The sequence below is a fragment of the Microbispora rosea genome (genome assembly GCF_900156315.1).
Classification (GTDB): domain Bacteria; phylum Actinomycetota; class Actinomycetes; order Streptosporangiales; family Streptosporangiaceae; genus Microbispora; species Microbispora rosea.
The window spans coordinates 16,525-34,198 of record NZ_FTNI01000043.1 but is presented as its reverse complement, the minus strand read 5'-3'; the positions used below and the strand labels follow the sequence as shown (position 1 = coordinate 34,198).

Annotated in this window: 17 protein-coding genes; 8 read left to right on the top strand and 9 right to left on the bottom strand. The window is 69.8% G+C overall.

Annotated features, from left to right (window positions below; all coding sequences use genetic code 11):
* The first annotated feature begins 65 nt into the window (after window positions 1–65).
* The 5 genes from BXA11_RS38130 to BXA11_RS38110 all read left to right on the top strand — a co-directional run bounded on the left by BXA11_RS38130 (window position 66) and on the right by BXA11_RS38110 (window position 5,505).
* Window positions 66–1,223, top strand: coding sequence for a cupin domain-containing protein (locus BXA11_RS38130; RefSeq protein WP_076442575.1), 1,158 nt, complete (start codon window positions 66–68; stop codon window positions 1,221–1,223).
* Window positions 1,220–2,068, top strand: a complete 849-nt coding sequence (locus tag BXA11_RS38125; RefSeq protein WP_076442574.1) for a fumarylacetoacetate hydrolase family protein — start codon at window positions 1,220–1,222, stop codon at window positions 2,066–2,068. Before BXA11_RS38130 ends, BXA11_RS38125 begins: the two co-directional genes overlap by 4 nt.
* Entirely contained in the window at window positions 2,068–2,778 is a 711-nt protein-coding gene (locus tag BXA11_RS38120; RefSeq protein WP_076442572.1) for a maleylpyruvate isomerase family mycothiol-dependent enzyme, read from the top strand. The genes BXA11_RS38125 and BXA11_RS38120 overlap by 1 nt, the downstream gene beginning before the upstream one ends.
* A gap of 171 nt (window positions 2,779–2,949) precedes the next feature.
* Window positions 2,950–4,575, top strand: a complete 1,626-nt coding sequence (locus tag BXA11_RS38115) for a GH39 family glycosyl hydrolase (protein ID WP_076442570.1) — start codon at window positions 2,950–2,952, stop codon at window positions 4,573–4,575.
* A gap of 135 nt (window positions 4,576–4,710) precedes the next feature.
* Window positions 4,711–5,505 carry a FadR/GntR family transcriptional regulator gene (locus tag BXA11_RS38110; protein WP_051762791.1) on the top strand — a complete coding sequence of 265 codons (795 nt, stop codon included), beginning with the start codon at window positions 4,711–4,713 and terminating at the stop codon, window positions 5,503–5,505.
* 71 nt (window positions 5,506–5,576) lie between these two features.
* Here BXA11_RS38110 and BXA11_RS38105 read toward each other — a convergent pair whose 3' ends face one another.
* The 7 genes from BXA11_RS38105 to BXA11_RS38075 all read right to left on the bottom strand — a co-directional run bounded on the left by BXA11_RS38105 (window position 5,577) and on the right by BXA11_RS38075 (window position 12,020).
* Window positions 5,577–6,578, bottom strand: coding sequence for an aldo/keto reductase (locus BXA11_RS38105; RefSeq protein WP_076442568.1), 1,002 nt, complete (start codon window positions 6,576–6,578; stop codon window positions 5,577–5,579).
* Window positions 6,575–7,405, bottom strand: a complete 831-nt coding sequence (locus tag BXA11_RS38100; protein ID WP_204054061.1) for an amidohydrolase family protein — start codon at window positions 7,403–7,405, stop codon at window positions 6,575–6,577. Before BXA11_RS38100 ends, BXA11_RS38105 begins: the two co-directional genes overlap by 4 nt.
* Complete coding sequence (locus tag BXA11_RS38095) at window positions 7,402–7,746, bottom strand: L-rhamnose mutarotase (RefSeq protein WP_036409248.1); 345 nt, start codon at window positions 7,744–7,746, stop codon at window positions 7,402–7,404. Before BXA11_RS38095 ends, BXA11_RS38100 begins: the two co-directional genes overlap by 4 nt.
* A complete protein-coding gene (locus BXA11_RS38090; RefSeq protein ID WP_076442566.1) occupies window positions 7,743–8,930 on the bottom strand; it encodes a mandelate racemase/muconate lactonizing enzyme family protein in 1,188 nt (395 codons plus the stop codon). The genes BXA11_RS38095 and BXA11_RS38090 overlap by 4 nt, the downstream gene beginning before the upstream one ends.
* A 28-nt stretch (window positions 8,931–8,958) precedes the next feature.
* Window positions 8,959–9,810: a carbohydrate ABC transporter permease gene (locus BXA11_RS38085; RefSeq protein ID WP_030512203.1), complete on the bottom strand. Its 852-nt coding sequence runs from the start codon at window positions 9,808–9,810 to the stop codon at window positions 8,959–8,961.
* Between the two features lie 82 nt (window positions 9,811–9,892).
* Window positions 9,893–10,828, bottom strand: coding sequence for a carbohydrate ABC transporter permease (locus BXA11_RS38080; RefSeq protein ID WP_076442564.1), 936 nt, complete (start codon window positions 10,826–10,828; stop codon window positions 9,893–9,895).
* A gap of 1 nt (window position 10,829) precedes the next feature.
* The gene (locus BXA11_RS38075) at window positions 10,830–12,020 is read right to left on the bottom strand and encodes an ABC transporter substrate-binding protein (protein ID WP_204054062.1); all 1,191 of its coding nucleotides are present in this window, start codon (window positions 12,018–12,020) and stop codon (window positions 10,830–10,832) included.
* 309 nt (window positions 12,021–12,329) lie between these two features.
* Between BXA11_RS38075 and BXA11_RS38070 the strand changes: the two genes are divergently transcribed.
* Complete coding sequence (locus BXA11_RS38070; protein ID WP_030512200.1) at window positions 12,330–13,358, top strand: (R,R)-butanediol dehydrogenase; 1,029 nt, start codon at window positions 12,330–12,332, stop codon at window positions 13,356–13,358.
* The gene (locus tag BXA11_RS38065; RefSeq protein ID WP_076442562.1) at window positions 13,355–14,110 is read left to right on the top strand and encodes an SDR family oxidoreductase; all 756 of its coding nucleotides are present in this window, start codon (window positions 13,355–13,357) and stop codon (window positions 14,108–14,110) included. Before BXA11_RS38070 ends, BXA11_RS38065 begins: the two co-directional genes overlap by 4 nt.
* A gap of 139 nt (window positions 14,111–14,249) precedes the next feature.
* Here BXA11_RS38065 and BXA11_RS38060 read toward each other — a convergent pair whose 3' ends face one another.
* Window positions 14,250–16,244, bottom strand: coding sequence for a right-handed parallel beta-helix repeat-containing protein (locus BXA11_RS38060; RefSeq protein ID WP_076442559.1), 1,995 nt, complete (start codon window positions 16,242–16,244; stop codon window positions 14,250–14,252).
* Between the two features lie 123 nt (window positions 16,245–16,367).
* Here BXA11_RS38060 and BXA11_RS38055 point away from each other — a divergent pair, with 123 nt between their 5' ends.
* Window positions 16,368–17,360 (top strand): sugar kinase, encoded by a 993-nt coding sequence (locus BXA11_RS38055; RefSeq protein ID WP_076442556.1) that lies wholly within the window; start codon window positions 16,368–16,370, stop codon window positions 17,358–17,360.
* A 128-nt stretch (window positions 17,361–17,488) separates the two neighbouring features.
* Here BXA11_RS38055 and BXA11_RS38050 read toward each other — a convergent pair.
* On the bottom strand, window positions 17,489–17,674 hold a 186-nt coding region (locus tag BXA11_RS38050), incomplete at its 5' end, for an RICIN domain-containing protein (RefSeq protein ID WP_143734767.1).

Genomic DNA, 17,674 nt, shown 5'->3' with positions numbered 1-17,674 from the left:
GCCCCTCGATTCTGCAAAGCAGAATTTCGCGTTCTTCATTGAGCTATCGCAGCAACATTAGCCCTATGAGCACCCCTGTGACCACGCCGAAGTCCCCGGTGCGACTCCGTGCGGTCGACGCACCGGACCAGCCCGACGTCACCCCCGCGCTCGAAGACCTCTACCGCGGTTTCGAGCAGGAACTGCTGGTGCCGCTGTGGACGGAGATCGGCGACCTGATGCCGGCGCATCCCCGTTCCCGCGCGGTGCCGCACCTGTGGCGCTGGGAGAACCTGCGGCGGCTCGCCGCGCAGGCCGGCGAGCTGGTCCCGGTCGGCCGCGGGGGAGAGCGGCGGGCGATCGCTCTGGCCAACCCCGGGCTGGGCGGCCGGCCCTTCGCGACGCCCACGTTGTGGGCCGCGATCCAATACCTGATGCCGGGGGAGGACGCTCCCGAGCATCGCCACACCCAGCACGCCTTCCGCTTCGTCGTGGAGGGCGAGGGCGTGTGGACGGTCGTCGGCGGCGACGCGGTCCCGATGCGCCGCGGTGACTTCCTCCCGCAGGCCGGCTGGAACTGGCATGCCCACCACAACGCGACCGGCGAGCCGATGGCCTGGATCGACGGCTTGGACATCCCCTTCCAGTACGTCACCGAGGCGCAGTTCTTCGAGCTCGGCCGCGACGAGATCGGCGAAGACGAGCGGATCACCCCCGAGCGGTCCCGTTCCGAGCGGCTGTGGGGCCACCCCGGCCTGCGCCCGCTGTCGGTCGGCGAGCTCACCCCGGGCACCCCGCTGCTGTCCTACAAGTGGGAGTTCACCGACCGCGCCCTGGCCGACCAGCTCGCCCTTGAGGCCGAGGGCTTCGGCGGCACCGTCGAACCCGGCCACGCCGCCGTCCGCTACACCAACCCGGCCACCGGCGCCGACGTGCTGCCCACGCTCCGCGCCGAGATGCACCGCATCGCGCGCGGCGCCGAGACCGCCCCGGTCCGCGAGACCGGCTCGTCGGTCTACCAGGTCTTCGACGGCTCGGGCAGCGTGACCGTCGGCGACAGGACCTGGACGGTCACCCGCGGCGACCTGTTCGCCGTCCCGTCCTGGCAGCCCTTCTCGGCCCGGTCCGAGGCCGGCTCCACCGACTCCGACTCCGGCGCGCTGGACCTGTTCCGGTTCAGCGACTCCCCGGTTTTCGAAGCCCTGCAGCTCAACCGCACCCGTATCGAAGGGACCACCCGATGAAGCTCGCCACCCTCCGCGTCGACGGCTCGACCCGTGCCGTACGGCTCGACGGCGACCGGCTGGTCGACCTCGGCGCCGCCGACCTCGGCGAGCTCCTCTCGCACGACGACTGGGCCGCCAGGGCCGCCGCCGTCGACGCGGACGCCGCCACGACCTATCCCGCCGAGGGCGCCGACTTCGCGCCGGTCGTCCCGCGGCCTTCGAAGGTCGTCTGCGTGGGCCTGAACTACAAGAACCACATCCAGGAGATGGGCCGCGATCTGCCGGAGTACCCGACGCTGTTCGCCAAGTTCGCCGACTGCCTCATCGGCGCCGGCGACGACATCGCCCGTCCCGAGGAGACCGAGGAGTTCGACTGGGAGGTCGAACTCGCCGTCGTGATCGGGAAGGAGGCCCGTCGCGCCAAGGGCGCCGAGGCCGAGGCCGCGATCGCCGGTTTCACCGTGCTCAACGACATCACCTGCCGCGACTGGCAGTTCCGCACCCGCGAGTGGCTGCAGGGCAAGATGTGGGACTCCTCCACCCCCGTCGGCCCCTGCCTCGTCACCCCCGACGAACTCCCCGGCGGCGTACGCCCCGAGCTCGAGGTCGTCCTCAGCGTCGACGGCGAGGTCATGCAGCGCGACAACACCGGCGACCTGCTCTTCGACCCGGTCGCGCTGGTGGAGTACGTCTCGACCATCGTGCGCCTCAACCCCGGCGACGTCATCGCCACCGGCACCCCCGGCGGCGTCGGCCACGCCCGTACCCCCAAGCGCTACCTGACCGGCGGCGAGCGCGTCGTCGCCGAGATCCAGGGCATCGGCCGGCTGGAGAACACCGTGGCCGAGGACGGGGCGGCCTGATGCGCCGTACCCTCGGCGACGCCCTGAACTGGTGCGCGACGGGCACCGAACTGTTCTTCGCCGCCGTCGCCGGGTGGGGCGAGGAGGACTACCTCGCCCCCTCCGGGCTCCCCGGCTGGACCCGCAAGCACCTGGTGGCCCACGTGGCGGCGAACGCCGACGCGCTGGGCAACCTGGTGCGCTGGGCCGCCACCGGTGAGAAGACCCCGATGTACTCCTCGCCGCGGCAGCGCGACGCCGACATCGAGGCCGGCGCCCGCAGACCGGCCGAGGAGCTGGCCGCCTGGCTGACCTCGTCCGCCGAGCGGCTCGCCGCGGGCATAACCGGGCTCACCGACGACCAGTGGAACGCCGAGGTCGTCACCGCCCAGGGCCGCACCGTCCCCGCGACGGAGATCCCGTGGCTGCGCTCCCGCGAGGTCTGCGTCCACGCCGTCGACCTGGCCTCCGGCGTCGCGTTCTCGGCCCTGCCCGCCGGGCTCCTGACCGCCCTCGCCGACGACATCGTCGCCAAGCGCGGCGGCGCCGCGGGCCCCGCGGTCGTCCTGACCGCCACCGACACCGGTGACCGCTGGGAGCTGCCCGGCGAGGGCGAGCCCGTCACCGTCGACGGCCCGCTCGCCGGGGTGGCGGCCTACCTCGCCGGCCGCCCGCACGCGCTGACCGCTTCCGGCGGCTCCCTCGCGCCGCTCCTCACCGCGTGGCTGTGATGGGCGTCCGCGGCCGGCTCAGGACGGCGGGACCGGGCCCGTCGAGTCGCGGACGCTGAGGGTCGTCGCCGGCTGGAGGTGCCGGGAGGCGGGCTGGGCGCCATCACGGGCCGGCAGCGCTCTTTCGCCGGCCATCTCCCGCCCGTGGGCCATTTGTGAGAGAAGTGAACCATGACAAGCGAGTCCCGGTTCAGTATCGACGGCAAGCCGTGCGACGACAGTGTGTTCCCCCATGTGTGGAGCGGATGCATCGGTGCCGGGCGGGCGAACGAGGCGCTGCGCGCGGACTGGCAACGGCAGTTCGCGGAGGTCGCCGACGCATGCGGAGTGCAGTACATCCGTTTTCACGGCGTCTTCCACGACGACATGTTCGTTTATCGGGAGAGCTACGGCGGCGGTTTCGGCCCGGACGCACCCCTTGACTCGCCCGTGTACACGTTCAGCTACGTGGACAAGGTGTTCGACTTCATCCTGGAATGCGGTGTCCGTCCCTTCGTCGAGCTGGGCTTCATGCCGCGCGAGCTGGCCACGCAGACGGAGACGGTGTTCTGGTGGGGCGCTCATTGCAGCCCGCCCAAGGACATGGCGCGCTGGGTCGAGCTGGTGACGCGGTCGGTCGAGCACTGGATCGACCGGTACGGCCTCGACGAGGTGCGGGAGTGGCGGTTCGAGGTGTGGAACGAGCCGAACCTGGTGCCGCACTTCTGGACCGGGACGAAGACCGAATACTTCGAGCTTTACGAGCAGACCGTCACGGCCATCAAGAGAATCGATCCCGAGCTGAAGGTGGGCGGGCCGGCGACGAGCGTCTTCGTGCCCGACGACCGCTACAAGGGCGAGGTCGAGGACCGTGCCGCCACACACGAGACGGCCGGCGCGGCCGACGTGGACGCGCTCGACTGGCGCCCGGTGTGGATCGAGGACTTCATCGCCTGGTGCGCGGAGCGCGGACTTCCGATCGACTTCATCTCGACGCACACCTACCCCACCGACTTCGCGTTCGCCGCCGACGGCGAGGCCGTGCACATCACCCGGTACGCCGACGCGACGTTCGACGACCTGACCCTGCTTCGCAAGCTCGTGAGCAACAGCGCGTACCCCGATGCGGAGATCCACATCACGGAGTGGTCGACGTCGCCGTCATCCCGTGACTTCATTCACGACACGGTGTTCGCGGCGACCTCCATCACGCGGTCGTACCTGCAGTGCGCCACCCTCGCCGACTCGATCTCCTACTGGACCTTCACCGACGTGTTCGAGGAGGGAGGCGCCGGGATCGGACCGTTTCACGGGGGATTCGGCCTCGTGAACGAGTCCGGCATTCACAAACCCACGTTCCACGCGTTCACGATGCTGGAGAGGCTCGGTGACCGGCTGCTGCTCACGACGTCCGACGGGGTCGTGACCCGGGACAGCCGGACGTCGGCCGTGTCGGCGGTGTTCTTCAACTACCCGGAGGACATGGGGAAGAAGGGTGTCCGGGCGCAGAACTCGTACGACGCGACACGCGCGCTGGCCGAGATCGGGCCGAGCAGGAGGATCCGGCACTCGATCGGCGGGCTGGAGCCGGGCACCACGTTTCTCGTCGAGGTCGTGGACTGGGAGCACGGGAACGTCGCCGAGGCGTGGTATCGGCTCGGGTCCCCCCTCAACCCGTCGCGGGCCGAGAGCGAGCACCTGCGCAGGGTCGCCGACTCGCTCCTCAGGTTCACGCTGACCGTGCCCGCCACCGGTGTGCTCGACCTCGACGTCGAACTCGCGCCGTGGGCCGTGATGTCGTTGCGGCAGTCGGCGTGACCATGCAAGCGATCGTGCGCGTGACCGCGCGAGGGCGAATCACCCAGGTAGCGCGGAGTGAGATCGGTTACATCATATGAATTACATATGTGCAGACGCGTATACTGGGCTGGTGATATTCCTCCTGGAGGCTCAGTGACTGCCGCGTCCTCTCATTCCGGTCCGACCGGGAGCACCTCCCACGCCTCGCTGGAGCCGCCCAGCTACCGACGCCCCAGGCGTCTGGGCGACACCGTTGTCACGCATCTGGTCGACCGCATCGTTTCGGGGGCCTATCCGGTCGACACCGTACTCCCGACCGAGCCCGAGCTGTGTCAGGAGTTCGGCGTCTCCCGCACCGTGGTGCGCGAGTCGATCAAACTTCTGGAGGCGAAGGGCCTGGTCAAGGCGACGCCGGGCCGGGGGACCCGGGTTCTCGAGCCCATCGGCTGGAACCTGCTGGACCCCCTCGTCCTCGAGGCGCAGATCCGGCACGACAGCAACCTGTCCATCCTCGACGACCTCATCAACGTCCGGGCGGCCCTCGAGTGCGACATGGCGGCGCAGTGTGCCCGCGTGATCACACCGGATCAGGTCGAGGCGCTGAAGAAGCAGGCGAACGTCCTCGCGGAGAGCCTGCACGACGCGGATCGCTACGGCAGGGAGGACGTCGCCTTCCATGAGATGATCATGGTTTTCTCCGGCAATCGTCTCGGTCACGCGATCATCCACGGCATCCATGCCAAGGCACGGCTGTCGAGCCGGTACAACGGCGACCCGAGCAGGGAGGAGCACCTCCAGTCGCTCGCCGAGCACCGGCAGATCGAGTCGATGATCCTCCAGGGAGACGCTCAGGGCGCCGCGGCCGCGATGCGCGTCCACATACTGGGTTCGTGGGCCAGGCGCCGCCCCGGCGTACGCGGAGCGATGGGCCAGGAGGCCGGCTCCTGAGGGTGCCGCCCACCGTGACGCCCGGCGAAGCCGGCGTCACGGTGGGGCCGGAGCTCACGCTCCGCCCGGGCTCAGGATTCGTGCGTCCGCACGGCGCCGGGCGGAATCAGACCTTCGGCGATCAGGTCGTCCCAGAGCCCGCCGGGGATGTCGGTCTCGAACCGCCCGAGGTTCTCGTCCACCTCGACCGGTGAACGCATGCCGACGGCGATCGCGGAGACCGCGGGGTGCAGCAGGGGGAAGGCCAGCGCGGCGGCGGGGAGTTCGACGCCGTGATCCTCGCAGACCGACGCGATGCGCTCGGCGCGCCCGAGCACGTCCGCGCCGGGGGCGCGATACTCGTACGTCGAGCCGGGCGCGGGGCGGGCGGTGGAGAGCAGGCCGGTGGCGAAGACACCGACGGCCACCACGGCGACACCGAAGCGGTGGGCCGGCACGAGCACCGAGTCGAGCGCGGTGTGGTCGAGCAGCGAGTAGCGGTTGGCCAGCATGATCACGTCGACGAGCCCGTCCTCGATGATCCCGGCGAGCCCGGCGGTGGAGTTGGTCCCGATGCCGATGGCCTTCACGACGCCGTCGGCCTTCAGCCGCGCCAGCGCCGAGAGCCCCTCCCGGGCCGCGCCCTCCCACGCCTGTTCGGGATCGTGCAGGTAGAGGATGTCCACCGACTCGAGCCCGAGGCGCTCCAGGCTCTCCCTGAGCGAGCGTTCGACACCCGCCGGCGAGAAGTCCCACCGCCGTGTCAGGTCACCGGGAACGGCGAACCCGTCGTCGTCCCGTTCCCGGGGCCGGGGGTTGGGCACGATCAGGCGGCCGACCTTGGTGGACAGGACGAACTCGTCGCGAGGGCGGCGGCGCAGCTCCGCGCCGATGCGGCGCTCGGAGAGCCCGAGGCCGTAGTGCGGCGCGGTGTCGAAGTAGCGGATGCCGCGATCCCACGCCCGGCGCATCGTCAGGGCGGCCTCGTCGTCGGTCATGGGGCTGGCGAAGTTGCCGAGCGGCGATCCGCCGAGGCCGATGACGCCGTGCTTCGACCGCGCCCGCTTCAGCAGCTCCGCGACCTGTGCCGTCATGTGCCGAGCCGATAGAAGGCCGACGCGGTGCCGGACACGACCGCCTGGCGCTCGGCCGGGCTCAGCTCGCCGATCAGCTCGTCCACCGCTCCTCGCCACGCGACCGGGCCGGCCCCCAGCTCGGCGAGCGGCCAGTCGGAGCCGTACATGAGCCGGTCCGGGCCGAACGCCTCCAGCGCCACGCCGACCGCCCGGCGCAGCCGGGCTCCCTCGCCGCGGCTCACCAGCCCGGCCAGCCCGGAGATCTTCGCGTAGGTGTTCGGCCGTGCGGCGAGCTCGCGCAGGCCGGCCTCCCAGCCGTCGTCGTCGTCCGCTTCGGCGAGCCCGCCGAGGTGGTCGACGACGAAGCGCACGCCGGGATGCGCGGCCGCGACGGTCGCGGCCAGCGGCAGCTGCCACGACCGCACCACCAGGTCGAAGCCGAGGCCGGCGGCGGCCAGCCGATCGAGCGCCGCTCCCACGTCGGGTCGTCCGAGCCAGTCGGGATCGGGGTCGACATGGACCAGGTGACGGATCCCGACCAGCCTCCGGCGCGCCGCGGCGTCGAGCTCGTCGAGCTGCGCCGCGACGTCGCCCGTGAGGTCGGCCCAGCCCACCACGCCCGCGACGCGCGGGCCCGGCTGGGTCAGCAGCCGCCTCGTCTCGGCGGCGCTGTTGATCGACTGCACGACGACGGCGACCTCCACGCCGGTCGAATCGAGCATCCGCTCGAGGTCGCCGTGCGCGAAGTCTCTGTCGATCGCCGCCATCGTCACCGGGTCGATCCACGGCTGCGGATCGGTGGCCCGGTTCCAGAGATGCACGTGCGCGTCGACGGAACGGATCACGACAGGTGCCAGACTTCGTCGAGCGGCTGCCACAGGGCGCCGGGATCGCGTTCCTCGACGATCCGCACCTGGCAGGGGTCGGTGTGCGTCCACCACTCGCGCGTCACCGGGTCCTCGGCGATGCGGGCCATGTCGGCGGCGTGGTCGTCGCCGACGTACTCGTAGTAGGCGAACAGCGTGTCGCCGACGATGAAGATCGAGTAGTTCGTGACGTTCGCGTCGCGCAGGGTCTGCTCGACCTGCGGCCAGACGTTGCTGTGCAGCTCGAGGTACTCCTCCCGGCGCTCCGGCCGGACGCCGACGACGAAGGCGTGACGTTGGATGCGGGGCTGGGCGCTCACGATCCCACCCGCTCTCCGGCGCGCGCGCCGTTGCGGTCGCCCTGACCAGAGTCCGGGACGAGGCGCAGGCCCGCCCGCTTGGGGCGGACATGGGGCCCGTCGATCGCGGCCGGGGGATCGGCGGCCCGCACGGCGTTGATGTGCTCCTCGTCCACCCGGATGCCGATGCCCGGCTCGTCGCCGAGGACGATCCCGCCGTCCTCGAATTCCTGGTCGACGTGGAGTCCGATGGGGGCCGAGAGGTCCTGGACCTCGAAGGCCAGGTGGTTCGGCACGGCCACGGCGGCATGCGCGACCGGGTTGGTGTGGTAGGCCACCGGGCTGACGGGCAGGTCACGGCTGTGCGCCACCGCGGCCACCCGCAGGAAGTGCGTGATGCCCCACACGTTGCCCACCTGGACGATGTCGACGGCGTCGGCGTCCAGGAGCGGCCGGTACTGCTCGAGACCGGTGAGGTTCTCGCCGGTCGCCACCCCGGCGCGGATGCCCCGCCGGACCGAGGCGAGCCCGGCGGCGTCCCACCTGCGCACCGGCTCCTCCACCCAGGTGAGGTCCACCTCCTGCTCCAGTGCCGCGATGTAGCGCACGGCCTGCGAGCGGTTCCACGACTCGTTGGCGTCGAGCATGAGGGCGGGTTCGGCCGAGTTGCGCGCGAAGACGTCCCGCAGCGCCTTGAGACGGCGCAGGTCGTGCTCGAGGTTCCGGCCGCCCTTGAGCTTGGCGCCGCTGAAGCCCCGCTCCGCGAAGCGCTCGTAGAGGCGTACGAGGGCGTCGTCGTCGAGTGCGATGTCCAGCCCGGAGGCGTAGCCCGGAACGAACCGGTCACGGCCGCCGAGAGTGCGCCAGAGCGGCTCGCCGGCCGCCTTCGCCTTGAGGTCCCAGAGCGCCATGTCGATCGCGCCGATCGCGCCGAAGGTGGCGCCGGAGTGACCGGTCTTGAAGACCCGGTCGAGCATCCGGTCGTAGATCGCGGAGACGGCCCGCGGGTCCTCGCCCTCGACGGCGCCGAAGACGCGTTCGATGTCGCCGTGCGCTCCGAGCCCGACGCCCTCGACACCGCTGTCGGTCTCGAGGATCAGCACGTGCACGTCGGTGCGCGGCTCGGGCATGACGCCGTTGGCGTCGCCGATCAGCCGGCCCCAGTCGTGCGCAGTGGTCAGGCTGCGATAGCCGGTGACCTTCACGGTTGCTCCTTCATTACGGAAATGCGACTCACTCCTTGGTTCCTCCGGCCGTCATGCCGGCGACCAGGAAGCGTTGTGCGAAAAGAAAGACGATCAGCACCGGCAACACCGAGATGACGGTGGCGAGCGCGAGCGTGGGCAGCTGGACGGACTGGGCGCCGGCGGAACTGGGGTTGAACGCCGGCGTCGAGGCGAGCAGGGAGGTCAGGCCGACCTGGATCGGATACCCCTCGCTCGACGGCAGCATCACGAACGGCAGGAAGAAGTTGTTCCAGTTCTGGACGAAGCTGAAGAACGCCACCAGGGCGACGATCGGCGCGGCCAGCGGCAGCGCGACCCTGGTGAACACCTGGAACTCGGTGCATCCGTCCAGGCGCGCCGCCGCGAGCAGGTCACGCGGGACGCTGGTGTTGAAGTAGATGTAGGTGAGGTACACGCCGAAGGGGAAGAACGCCATCGGCAGGATCACCGACAGCGGGCTGCCGATCAGCCCCACCACGTTCAGCTCGAGGAAGATCGGCAGCACCAGCGCGGTGTTCGGGATCAGCATGACGATCAGCGTCAGCACCAGGAGCAGCCGCCGGAAGCGGAACTCCGTCAACGCCATCGCGTAGCCCGCCGGGATGCTGGCGACGAGCGTGATGACGAGCGCACCCAGGGCGTACAGCGCAGAGTTGCCGACCCACGAGGTCACCGCGCCGTCCTGGAAGCCGAACAACTGGTCCCAGTTGGCGGCCAGGTCGCCGAAGCTGCCGGGCTGGAACGGGTTGTCGACGATGAGCGCGTGTGCCGACTTCGTGGTCGCCAGCAGCAGCCAGACGATGGGTATCACGAAGAACAGCACGAAGATCGCGACAACGACCGCGATGATCGTCCGCATGCTCCAGCCGCTGACACTGTTCCGTCGCCTCGCCGGGTTCCGTCGCCTCGCCGGGCGACCGACGTCGACTGTCGTCATGACCTCAGTCCTTCTCGAACAGGCCGCCGCGCGTCACGAAGACGGCCGACAGCGCGAGGGCGATGACGAGCAGCAGCAGGGAGATGGCCGCCGCTCCGTTGAAGTCGTTCTGCTGGAACGCGTACTGGTAGGCGAGCTGGTTGAGCGAGTAGTCGTTGGGCACGATCGCGTTGCTCGCCTGCGAGAGCAGCTGTGGCTCGACGAACAACTGCGTGCCGGCCGCGAGCGACATGATGCCCATGTACGAGATCCACTTGCGCAGCATCGGCAGCTGGATGCGCCGCGCGATCTGCACGGCGGTGGCGCCGTCGATGCGCGCGGCCTCGATCACGTCGGGGCTGATGTTGTTGAGCGCACCGTACATGATGACGATCCACCCGCCCGCGCCGGTCCAGAACGCGATGATGGCGAACACAGGCGGGAGGTTCGCCGGGACGATGACCTGCACGAAGCTGGAGAATCCCAGCAAATGCAGCAGCCCGCTGACCGGGCTGGCGGTCGGGTCGAGAACGAACAGCCACAGCAGCACGCTCGACGCGCCCGCCAGAGCGCCCGGCAGGTAGAAGACGAACCTGAGCGTCCGGCTCAGCCACCGCACCCGGACCGCGTGCACGACGACAGCCAGGAACGAGACCAGCACCACCAGGGCCACCAGCCAGATCACCAGGTAGAGCGCGACGTGCGCGACGGCGGGCAGGAAGCGGAAGTCGCTCACGACCTTGGTGAAGTTGGCGATTCCCGCGAAGCCGCCCTCGTTGTCGGTGAACGCGAGGAAGACTGCGTAGAGGGCGGGCAGGACCCCGAACGCGATCACCAGCGCTGTGTAGGGGGCGACGAAGCCGTAGCTCATCGCGCTCCGCTCGCCGGCGTCGCTCCTTTCGCCCTGCCCTCCGCGCGGTGCTGTCGTGGCCGACGGGCCGGTCTCATTCATGACTGTCATGTCACTTGACCGTATAGCCGTTGACCTGCGCCTGGTTCTTGATCGCGGTCTCCCATTCGGGAAGCATGTCGACCAGGTTCTTGCCACTCGCGATCGCGGGAGTGATCGTCTTCGCCCAGATCGCCTCCTGGCTGAAGACGCCGGAGCCCCATCCGTTCCAGATCTGCGACCCGGCCGTGAGCAGTGCCTGCAGGTCGGTCGCGTAGTAGCCGCTCGACTCCTGCTTCTTGAGCCACTTCTCGGCGGCCGGCGCGTAGGCCGGGTAACCGGGAGCGACGTTGACCTGGTAGTCGTCGGCCGTCGTGACGAACTCGACGAACTTCTCGGCCGCCTTGAGGTTCTTGGAGTGGCTGCTGACGAACCAGGTGCCGCCGCCGACGTTGCCGGTCGCGGGGGTGTCGCCCTGCCACGTAAGCGGCGCCGCGACGCCGAGCTGACCCGCGGGGACGTTGAGCGACTGCGGGTTGTTGAAGATGGCTCCCGCGTACCAGGCCGGGCCGGGCATCAGGAGCACCTTACCGGTGTACTTCTTCACGAACTCGGGCGTGAAGACGCTCAGGTTGGGCGTGGTGCCGTTCTTGATCAGAACGTCGAGCATCGACGCGACGCGCTTGCACTCCGTGGTGCCGGTGCTGACCGTGACCGTCTTCGGACCGGTGACGCCGTTCGCCTGGCACTTGCCGCTCCAGAAGTAGATCTCCGAGGCGAACGAGTCTCCGACGGCGCCGACGATGTAGCCGGGGTGCTCCTTGGCCACCTTCTCGCCGAGCGCCTGATACTCCTCCCACGTCGTGGGGACGGTGTAGCCGAACTTGTCGAGCAGGTCCTTGTTGTACCAGAGCGCGACCTGGGCGAGGTCGTTGCGCAGGCAGTAGACCTTGCCCTCGACCGTGCACGGGTCCAGGGAACCCTTGGTGAAGGAGTCGAGCGTGGTCTTCTGGACGAGCCCGCCGTTGAGCACGGCCGCGAACGCCTGCTTGCCGTTGCTCTTCTGGCTCGCCCACGCCGCGTCGTTGTTCTGCGTCGAGAACACGACGTCGGGCCAGCCGCTGCCGGCCCGGTCGAAGAGCTGCACCTTCGTCCGGAACGAGTTCGAGCCGTTGGCCGAGCCGTCGTACGTGACGACGTTGATCTTGACGTCCGGGTTGGCCTTCTTGAAGGCGTCGGCCGCGCTTGCTCTATCGGCATCCACCCATACGGTGATGGGAGCCTTGTCGTCCTGAGTCACCTGCGGAAAACCGTAGGAACCGGCTGAGGTGCCGTCATCGCCGCCGCAACCGGCCAGGGTGAGGGCGATAGCCGATGCTCCGGCAACGCTGATCGCGCGCATCCATGGGCCCGTGCGTCCGGCTCGTGTGAAACGGAACATGTTCGAGTCCTTTTTGTCCTGTCTCCCACATCGGGGGGTGAGAGATGGTGATAAAAGTAACGGCATACGTATGATGAGCGCAAGAGATGCCGCGGCTGGTGCGGTGCGGTGCGAAGGAGAGTGAGAACTCCCATGAAGGGTGCAGCATATGTGGGCGGCGGCCGTCTGGAGACCGTCTCGGTCGACGTCGGGCCGCCGGGTCCGGGGGAGATTCAGGTCGCCGTCGCGTACTGCGGACTGTGCGGGACCGACCTCCACATCGTGCACGGTGCCATGGACGCCCGGGTGCGCACGCCCCTCGTGTTCGGCCATGAGACGTCGGGCACCGTGGCGGCGGTCGGCGCGGGCGTGGAGGGGTGGAAGGTCGGTGACCCTCTGACCGTCATGCCGCTGGTCTGGGACGGCACCTGCTCGGCCTGCCTCGCCGGTCATCAGCACATCTGCCAGAACCTCGTGTTCGTCGGCATCGACTCCCCCGGAGGGCTGCAGCAGCGGTGGAATGTGCCGGCGTCGATCGCGGTGCCGCTGCCTTCCGGCCTCGACCTGCGCACGGCGGCGCTCGTCGAACCCGTCGCCGTCGCGGTGCATGACGTCCGGCGCTCCGGCCTCCAGGTCGGCGACCACGCGGTCGTGCTCGGCGGCGGCCCCATCGGCGTGCTCATCGCCACCGTCGCGCGCGACGCCGGCGCCCATGTCATGGTCGCCGAGGTCGACGCGACCCGCCGGAGCCGCGTCGCCGAGCTCGGGTTCGAGGTGATCGACCCCGCTTCGGCCGACCTGGCCGCCGAGGTCGGGCGCTGGACGAACGGCGTCGGCGCCGACGTGGTGTTCGAGGTGTCGGGAGCCGCCGCCGCGGCCCGATCCGCCACCGACCTGGCGAAGGTGCGCGGGACGATCGTCGTGGTGGCCATCCACTCCGCCCCTCGTGAGCTGGACCTCCAGCGCGTGTTCTGGCGCGAGCTGCGACTGCTGGGCGCCCGGGTGTACCAGCGGTCGGACTTCGAGCGCGCCGTCGACCTGCTCGGCAGGGGCGTGATCCCCACGGAGGCCCTCATCTCCGGCGTCGTCCCGATCGAGGAGATCGCCTCCGCGATCGACGACCTCTCGGCGGGCCGGGCCATGAAGATCCTCGTGGACGTCGCAGGGGAGGCCCGGGCATGAGTGGTCTGTTCGACCTCAACGGCCGTCTCGCCGTCGTGACCGGCGCCCGGCGGGGCATCGGGCGCGCCATGGCGGAGGCCCTCGCCGCCGCCGGCGCGGACATCATCGGTGTGAGCGCGCAGTCACGGCCCGACGACGAGGTCGCCGAGTCCATCCGCGGGCTCGGCCGGTCCTTCGAGAGCCGGGCGGTCGACTTCGCGGACCGTGACGCCGTCCTGGCGCTGGGCGCCGAACTCGCGGAACGGGCTCCCGACATCCTCGTCAACAACGCGGGCACCATCGAACGGGCGCCCGCGGCGGAGCATCCGCTCTCGTGGTGGGACCGGGTGATCGAGGTCGACCTGTCGAGCCAGTTCGCCCTCACCCAGCTGGTCGCGCGTCCGATGCTGGAGCGCGGGCGCGGCAAGATCGTGTTCACGGCGAGCATGCTGAGCTTCCAGGGCGGGATCAACGTGCCCGGTTACACCGCCGCGAAGTCGGGGATCGCGGGCCTCACCCGTGCTCTCGCCAACGAGTGGGCCGGGCGGGGCGTGAACGTCAACGCCATCGCGCCGGGCTACATCGCGACCGACAACACGGCGGCGCTCCGCGGCGACCCCGAACGGTCGCGGTCGATCCTGGAGCGGATTCCGGCCGGGCGCTGGGGCCAAGGCGACGACCTCGCGGGGGCGGCGGTCTTCCTCAGCTCGTCGGCGTCCGACTACGTCTCCGGCGCGATCATCCCGGTGGACGGCGGGTGGCTGGGGAGATGACGCGCTCGCCTGTAGGGACGCGTTCGCTTCCAGAGCAAGACGCGGGCCTATAGCAAGAGGCGGGTCTAAGGGACGAGGCGGGGAAGCCGTACGGCTTCCCCGCCTCGTCGTCGTCCGGCGGCCGGACGCCGTCAGGCGACTACCGGGAGACTCCCGGGAAGGTCCGCAGGGCGGGCTCGAGACCGGCCTGCTCGATCACCTGCTTGGCCTCGGCGGGCCAGTCCGTGCCCGAGACCTGGACGTTGTCGATCAGCTGGTTGTTGTGCACGCCGGCGTCCGGCGTCTGCGTGCCGCCCGAGTTGTACCAGTTGTGCTGGAGCACGTTGTCGCTGGTGTTGTTGATCGTCCCGTAGGAGTTCGTGAACACCCACACTCCGCAGTCCTGGACCACGTTGTTCTTCATCGTCACGTAGCGGGATCCCTCGTCCAGGTAGAGGCCCACCGTCCGCTTGGTGTCGTAGATGTAGTTGCCGCTGAACACGGCGCCGGGGTTGGCCGACAGGTTGTACAGGCTCCCGCCGTCGTGGAAGACCTTCTTCACACCGTGGATCAGGTTGCCGGTCACCTCGGTGTTCTTGAGGGTCGTCGGCGTGGTGTAGATCGGCTGGTAGGCGTACAGGCCCCGGTTCTTGTAGTCCTGGCTGCCGCCCGCGTCGTTCGCGCCCCAGCCCCAGCCGGTGTCGATCCCGTCGTAGGCCAGGTTCGAGACCTCGTTGTGGGCGATCACCGCGTGGTCCACGTACGTGGTGAGGATGCCCGACATCTCCTTGTAGTCCTTCGCGACGTCGGTCACGAAGTTGTTGTCGATCGTGATGTCGCGCAGGGTCATCGCCGGGTCGCTCGGGTGGTGGGCGTCCGGCTGCACGCCGCCCGCGACGACCCCCGCGCCACCGAGATCGGTGAACAGGTTGTGGTGCACGGTCGTCTCGGTGACCCCGAGCCCGATCCCGGCGCCGTTCGCGTTGGCGTCCAGGCCGATGCCGAGGCCCACCTGCCCGAGGTGGGAGAAGGTGTCGTCGGTGAACTTCACGCGGGTGGCCGCGGCCACCTGGACCGCCGCCGGCATCTGGTTCCAGCCGTTGCGCGCGCCCTCGAACAGCGGGCAGCCCGACTGGCAGCTGCTCAGGTAGTCGGCGGGCTGCGGGTAGGCCTTCGGGATGAAGGCGCCGTTCTGCTGGTCGGCGTAGCCGATCGACGAGCCGGGCGACAGCCAGGTCGAGTGCGAGAACTGGATGCCCGAGAAGGTCAGGTCGTGCACCGGCTTCGCGTAGCCGCCCGCGATCTGCACGAGCGACTCGAGGTAGGGCAGCACGAACGACGCGCCGTTCGGGTCCTCACCGGCGGCGGCGCGGTAGTAGAGCTTGCCGGCGGCCGGGTCCAGGTACCACTGCCCCTCCTGCAGGAACGCGTAGGAGTTCTCGAGCAGCAGCTGACCGCCCGCGAACGGGCGCGCCAGGGTGTCGTACCCCCAGTTGTTGTTCTGCCACGCGGGCTGCTGCATGGTGATCGTCGTCCCGCTGATGTTCTGCACGGGGGCGTACCGATCGGTGAAGGAGCCCTGGCTCTCGACCTCGATGCGGCTCTGGTCCGGCAGCGTCGCGAGGTAGTTCAGCGCGGGATTCTTGATCTCCATGCCGGACTCGGTGATCGTCACGTCGCTGCGAGCGATTTTGATCGCCGCGCGCGGCGCCGCGGCGTCGTTCTTGTAGAGCTGACGGCTGTCCTGCCCCTTGGGCACCGAGGCGACGAAGATGTTCTTGCCCGCGTCGTACGACGTCCATCCGGTCACGGCCCGGCCGCCCGAGATGACCGGGTGCGCGCCCTTCGCGGCGGTCCAGGTCACCGGCTTGGCGCTGGTCCCCGAGTCCTCTGCGGTGAAACGCAGCGGCTTGTCGAGCCGGTAGGTCCCGTCCCTCAGTTCGACCGTCACGGCGCTTCCCGCGCGTGCCGAGGCGCGCGCCATGGCCTGCGCGGCGGGCAGGGTGCGCAGCGGCTTGCCCGGAGTGCCCTTATTGTGATCGTCACCGTCCGGAGAGACGACGATCGTGGTCCGGCCGGGATGGGGCGGCACGGCGAGCGCAGGAGTGGCGCCGACGACGACGATGCCGGCGGCCACGACGGAGATGCTTCCCACGAGGGACGCCCAATGGCCTTGTCTCACTTGTCTCTGGCTCCCTTGGTGCATGTGATGTAACACATAATAGGTATGATGAAATCTTGAGTAAAGGGTGTCCGTCAAGAGGGGTGATTCCCGGGCATGAGCGAGCAACAGAGCGAAGGCCCCGTCAGCGGCCCGCGCGTCGAGGTGTCGACGCTGGGTGAGGCCATGGTGCGGCTGTCGCCCCCGGCCGGAGAGCGGCTTCGCGATTGCGGCTGGTTGCGTGTCCATGTCGGCGGCGCCGAGGCGAACGTCGCCGTCGCCCTGGCATCGGTCGGTGTGTCCGCTCGCTGGACGTCGGCGCTGCCGGACACGGTCCTCGGGCGCCGGGTCGCCGACTCACTGTCGAGCGCCGGCGTCGTTCTCGACACCGTGCGGTGGGTGGCCGACGAGCGCCTCGGCCTCTACTTCGCCGAGATCGGCTCCCCGCCCCGTCCGACGAGCGTCCTCTACGACAGGGCGGGCACCGTGTTCGGCTCGCTCCGCGTCGACGATCTCGACTGGGCCGCCGTGTGCGAGGCGCGGATCATCCATCTGACCGGCATCACCGCCGCTCTCGCGCCGGGGTCGGACGCGCTCGTGCTGCGAACGGCACGGGAGGGGCGCGAGCGCGGCGCCCTGGTCGTCTACGACGTGAACTATCGTTCGGCGCTGTCCTCGCCGGAGACGGCCGCCTCGTTCGCGGCCGAACTGGCGCCCGACGTCGACCTGCTGATCTGCCGGGCCGAGGACGCGCGTGATCTCTTCGGCCTGTCCGGCGATCCCTTGACCCTGGCGAGCGAGCTGGCGAGGAGGCTGGCGGTCGGCCGCGTCGTGGTGACGGCCGGGGCCGGAGGCGCTGTCGCCCACTGGGACGGCGAGTCCTTCGCGGCCCCGGCGCTGCCCACCGTCGGGGTCGACCGGATCGGTGCCGGGGACGCCTTCGCGGCCGGCGTGTTGTGGGGCGTCCTCGACGATTCTCCCGAGGACGCGCTTCGCCGGGGAACGGCGATGGCCTCCCTGGCCATGAGTGTGCAGGGAGACCAGTGCCGCTTCAGCGCAGAGGAGGTGCTGGAGATCGCCCGGGGCGGCGGGCGCGAGGTCCGCCGGTGAACGTCGCGCTGCGCCGCCCGGCCGGCGAACCGCACGCCCGGCCGCCCGGCCGGTGGCAGAACCTCCCTGGGAGACGGCCTTCGCCGGGGTGACGCATCACCCCGGCGAAGGCGCGCGCCCGGACGGCGTCAGACCCGGGTCCACTTCTGGTTGTTCTGACCGTTGCACGTGTAGATCTGCACCTTGGTGCCGTTGGCGGTGCCGTTACCGGAGACGTCGAGGCACTTGTTGGCCCCGACGGCGGTGATGGAGCCGTCGGAGTTGAGGCGCCACTTCTGGTTGTTCTGGCCGTTGCAGTCCCAGATGATCACGGT

Bases quoted from the DNA above. Each gene is read 5' to 3' on its own strand.
- BXA11_RS38065 (WP_076442562.1), top strand. From the start codon at position 13,355: ATGAGTGGTCTGTTCGACCTCAACGGCCGTCTCGCCGTCGTGACCGGC.
- BXA11_RS38055 (WP_076442556.1), top strand. From the start codon at position 16,368: ATGAGCGAGCAACAGAGCGAAGGCCCCGTCAGCGGCCCGCGCGTCGAG.
- BXA11_RS38120 (WP_076442572.1), top strand. From the start codon at position 2,068: ATGCGCCGTACCCTCGGCGACGCCCTGAACTGGTGCGCGACGGGCACC.
- BXA11_RS38070 (WP_030512200.1), top strand. From the start codon at position 12,330: ATGAAGGGTGCAGCATATGTGGGCGGCGGCCGTCTGGAGACCGTCTCG.
- BXA11_RS38130 (WP_076442575.1), top strand. From the start codon at position 66: ATGAGCACCCCTGTGACCACGCCGAAGTCCCCGGTGCGACTCCGTGCG.
- BXA11_RS38085 (WP_030512203.1), bottom strand. From the start codon at position 9,810: ATGCGGACGATCATCGCGGTCGTTGTCGCGATCTTCGTGCTGTTCTTC.
- BXA11_RS38115 (WP_076442570.1), top strand. From the start codon at position 2,950: ATGACAAGCGAGTCCCGGTTCAGTATCGACGGCAAGCCGTGCGACGAC.
- BXA11_RS38080 (WP_076442564.1), bottom strand. From the start codon at position 10,828: ATGACAGTCATGAATGAGACCGGCCCGTCGGCCACGACAGCACCGCGC.
- BXA11_RS38105 (WP_076442568.1), bottom strand. From the start codon at position 6,578: ATGACGGCACAGGTCGCGGAGCTGCTGAAGCGGGCGCGGTCGAAGCAC.
- BXA11_RS38125 (WP_076442574.1), top strand. From the start codon at position 1,220: ATGAAGCTCGCCACCCTCCGCGTCGACGGCTCGACCCGTGCCGTACGG.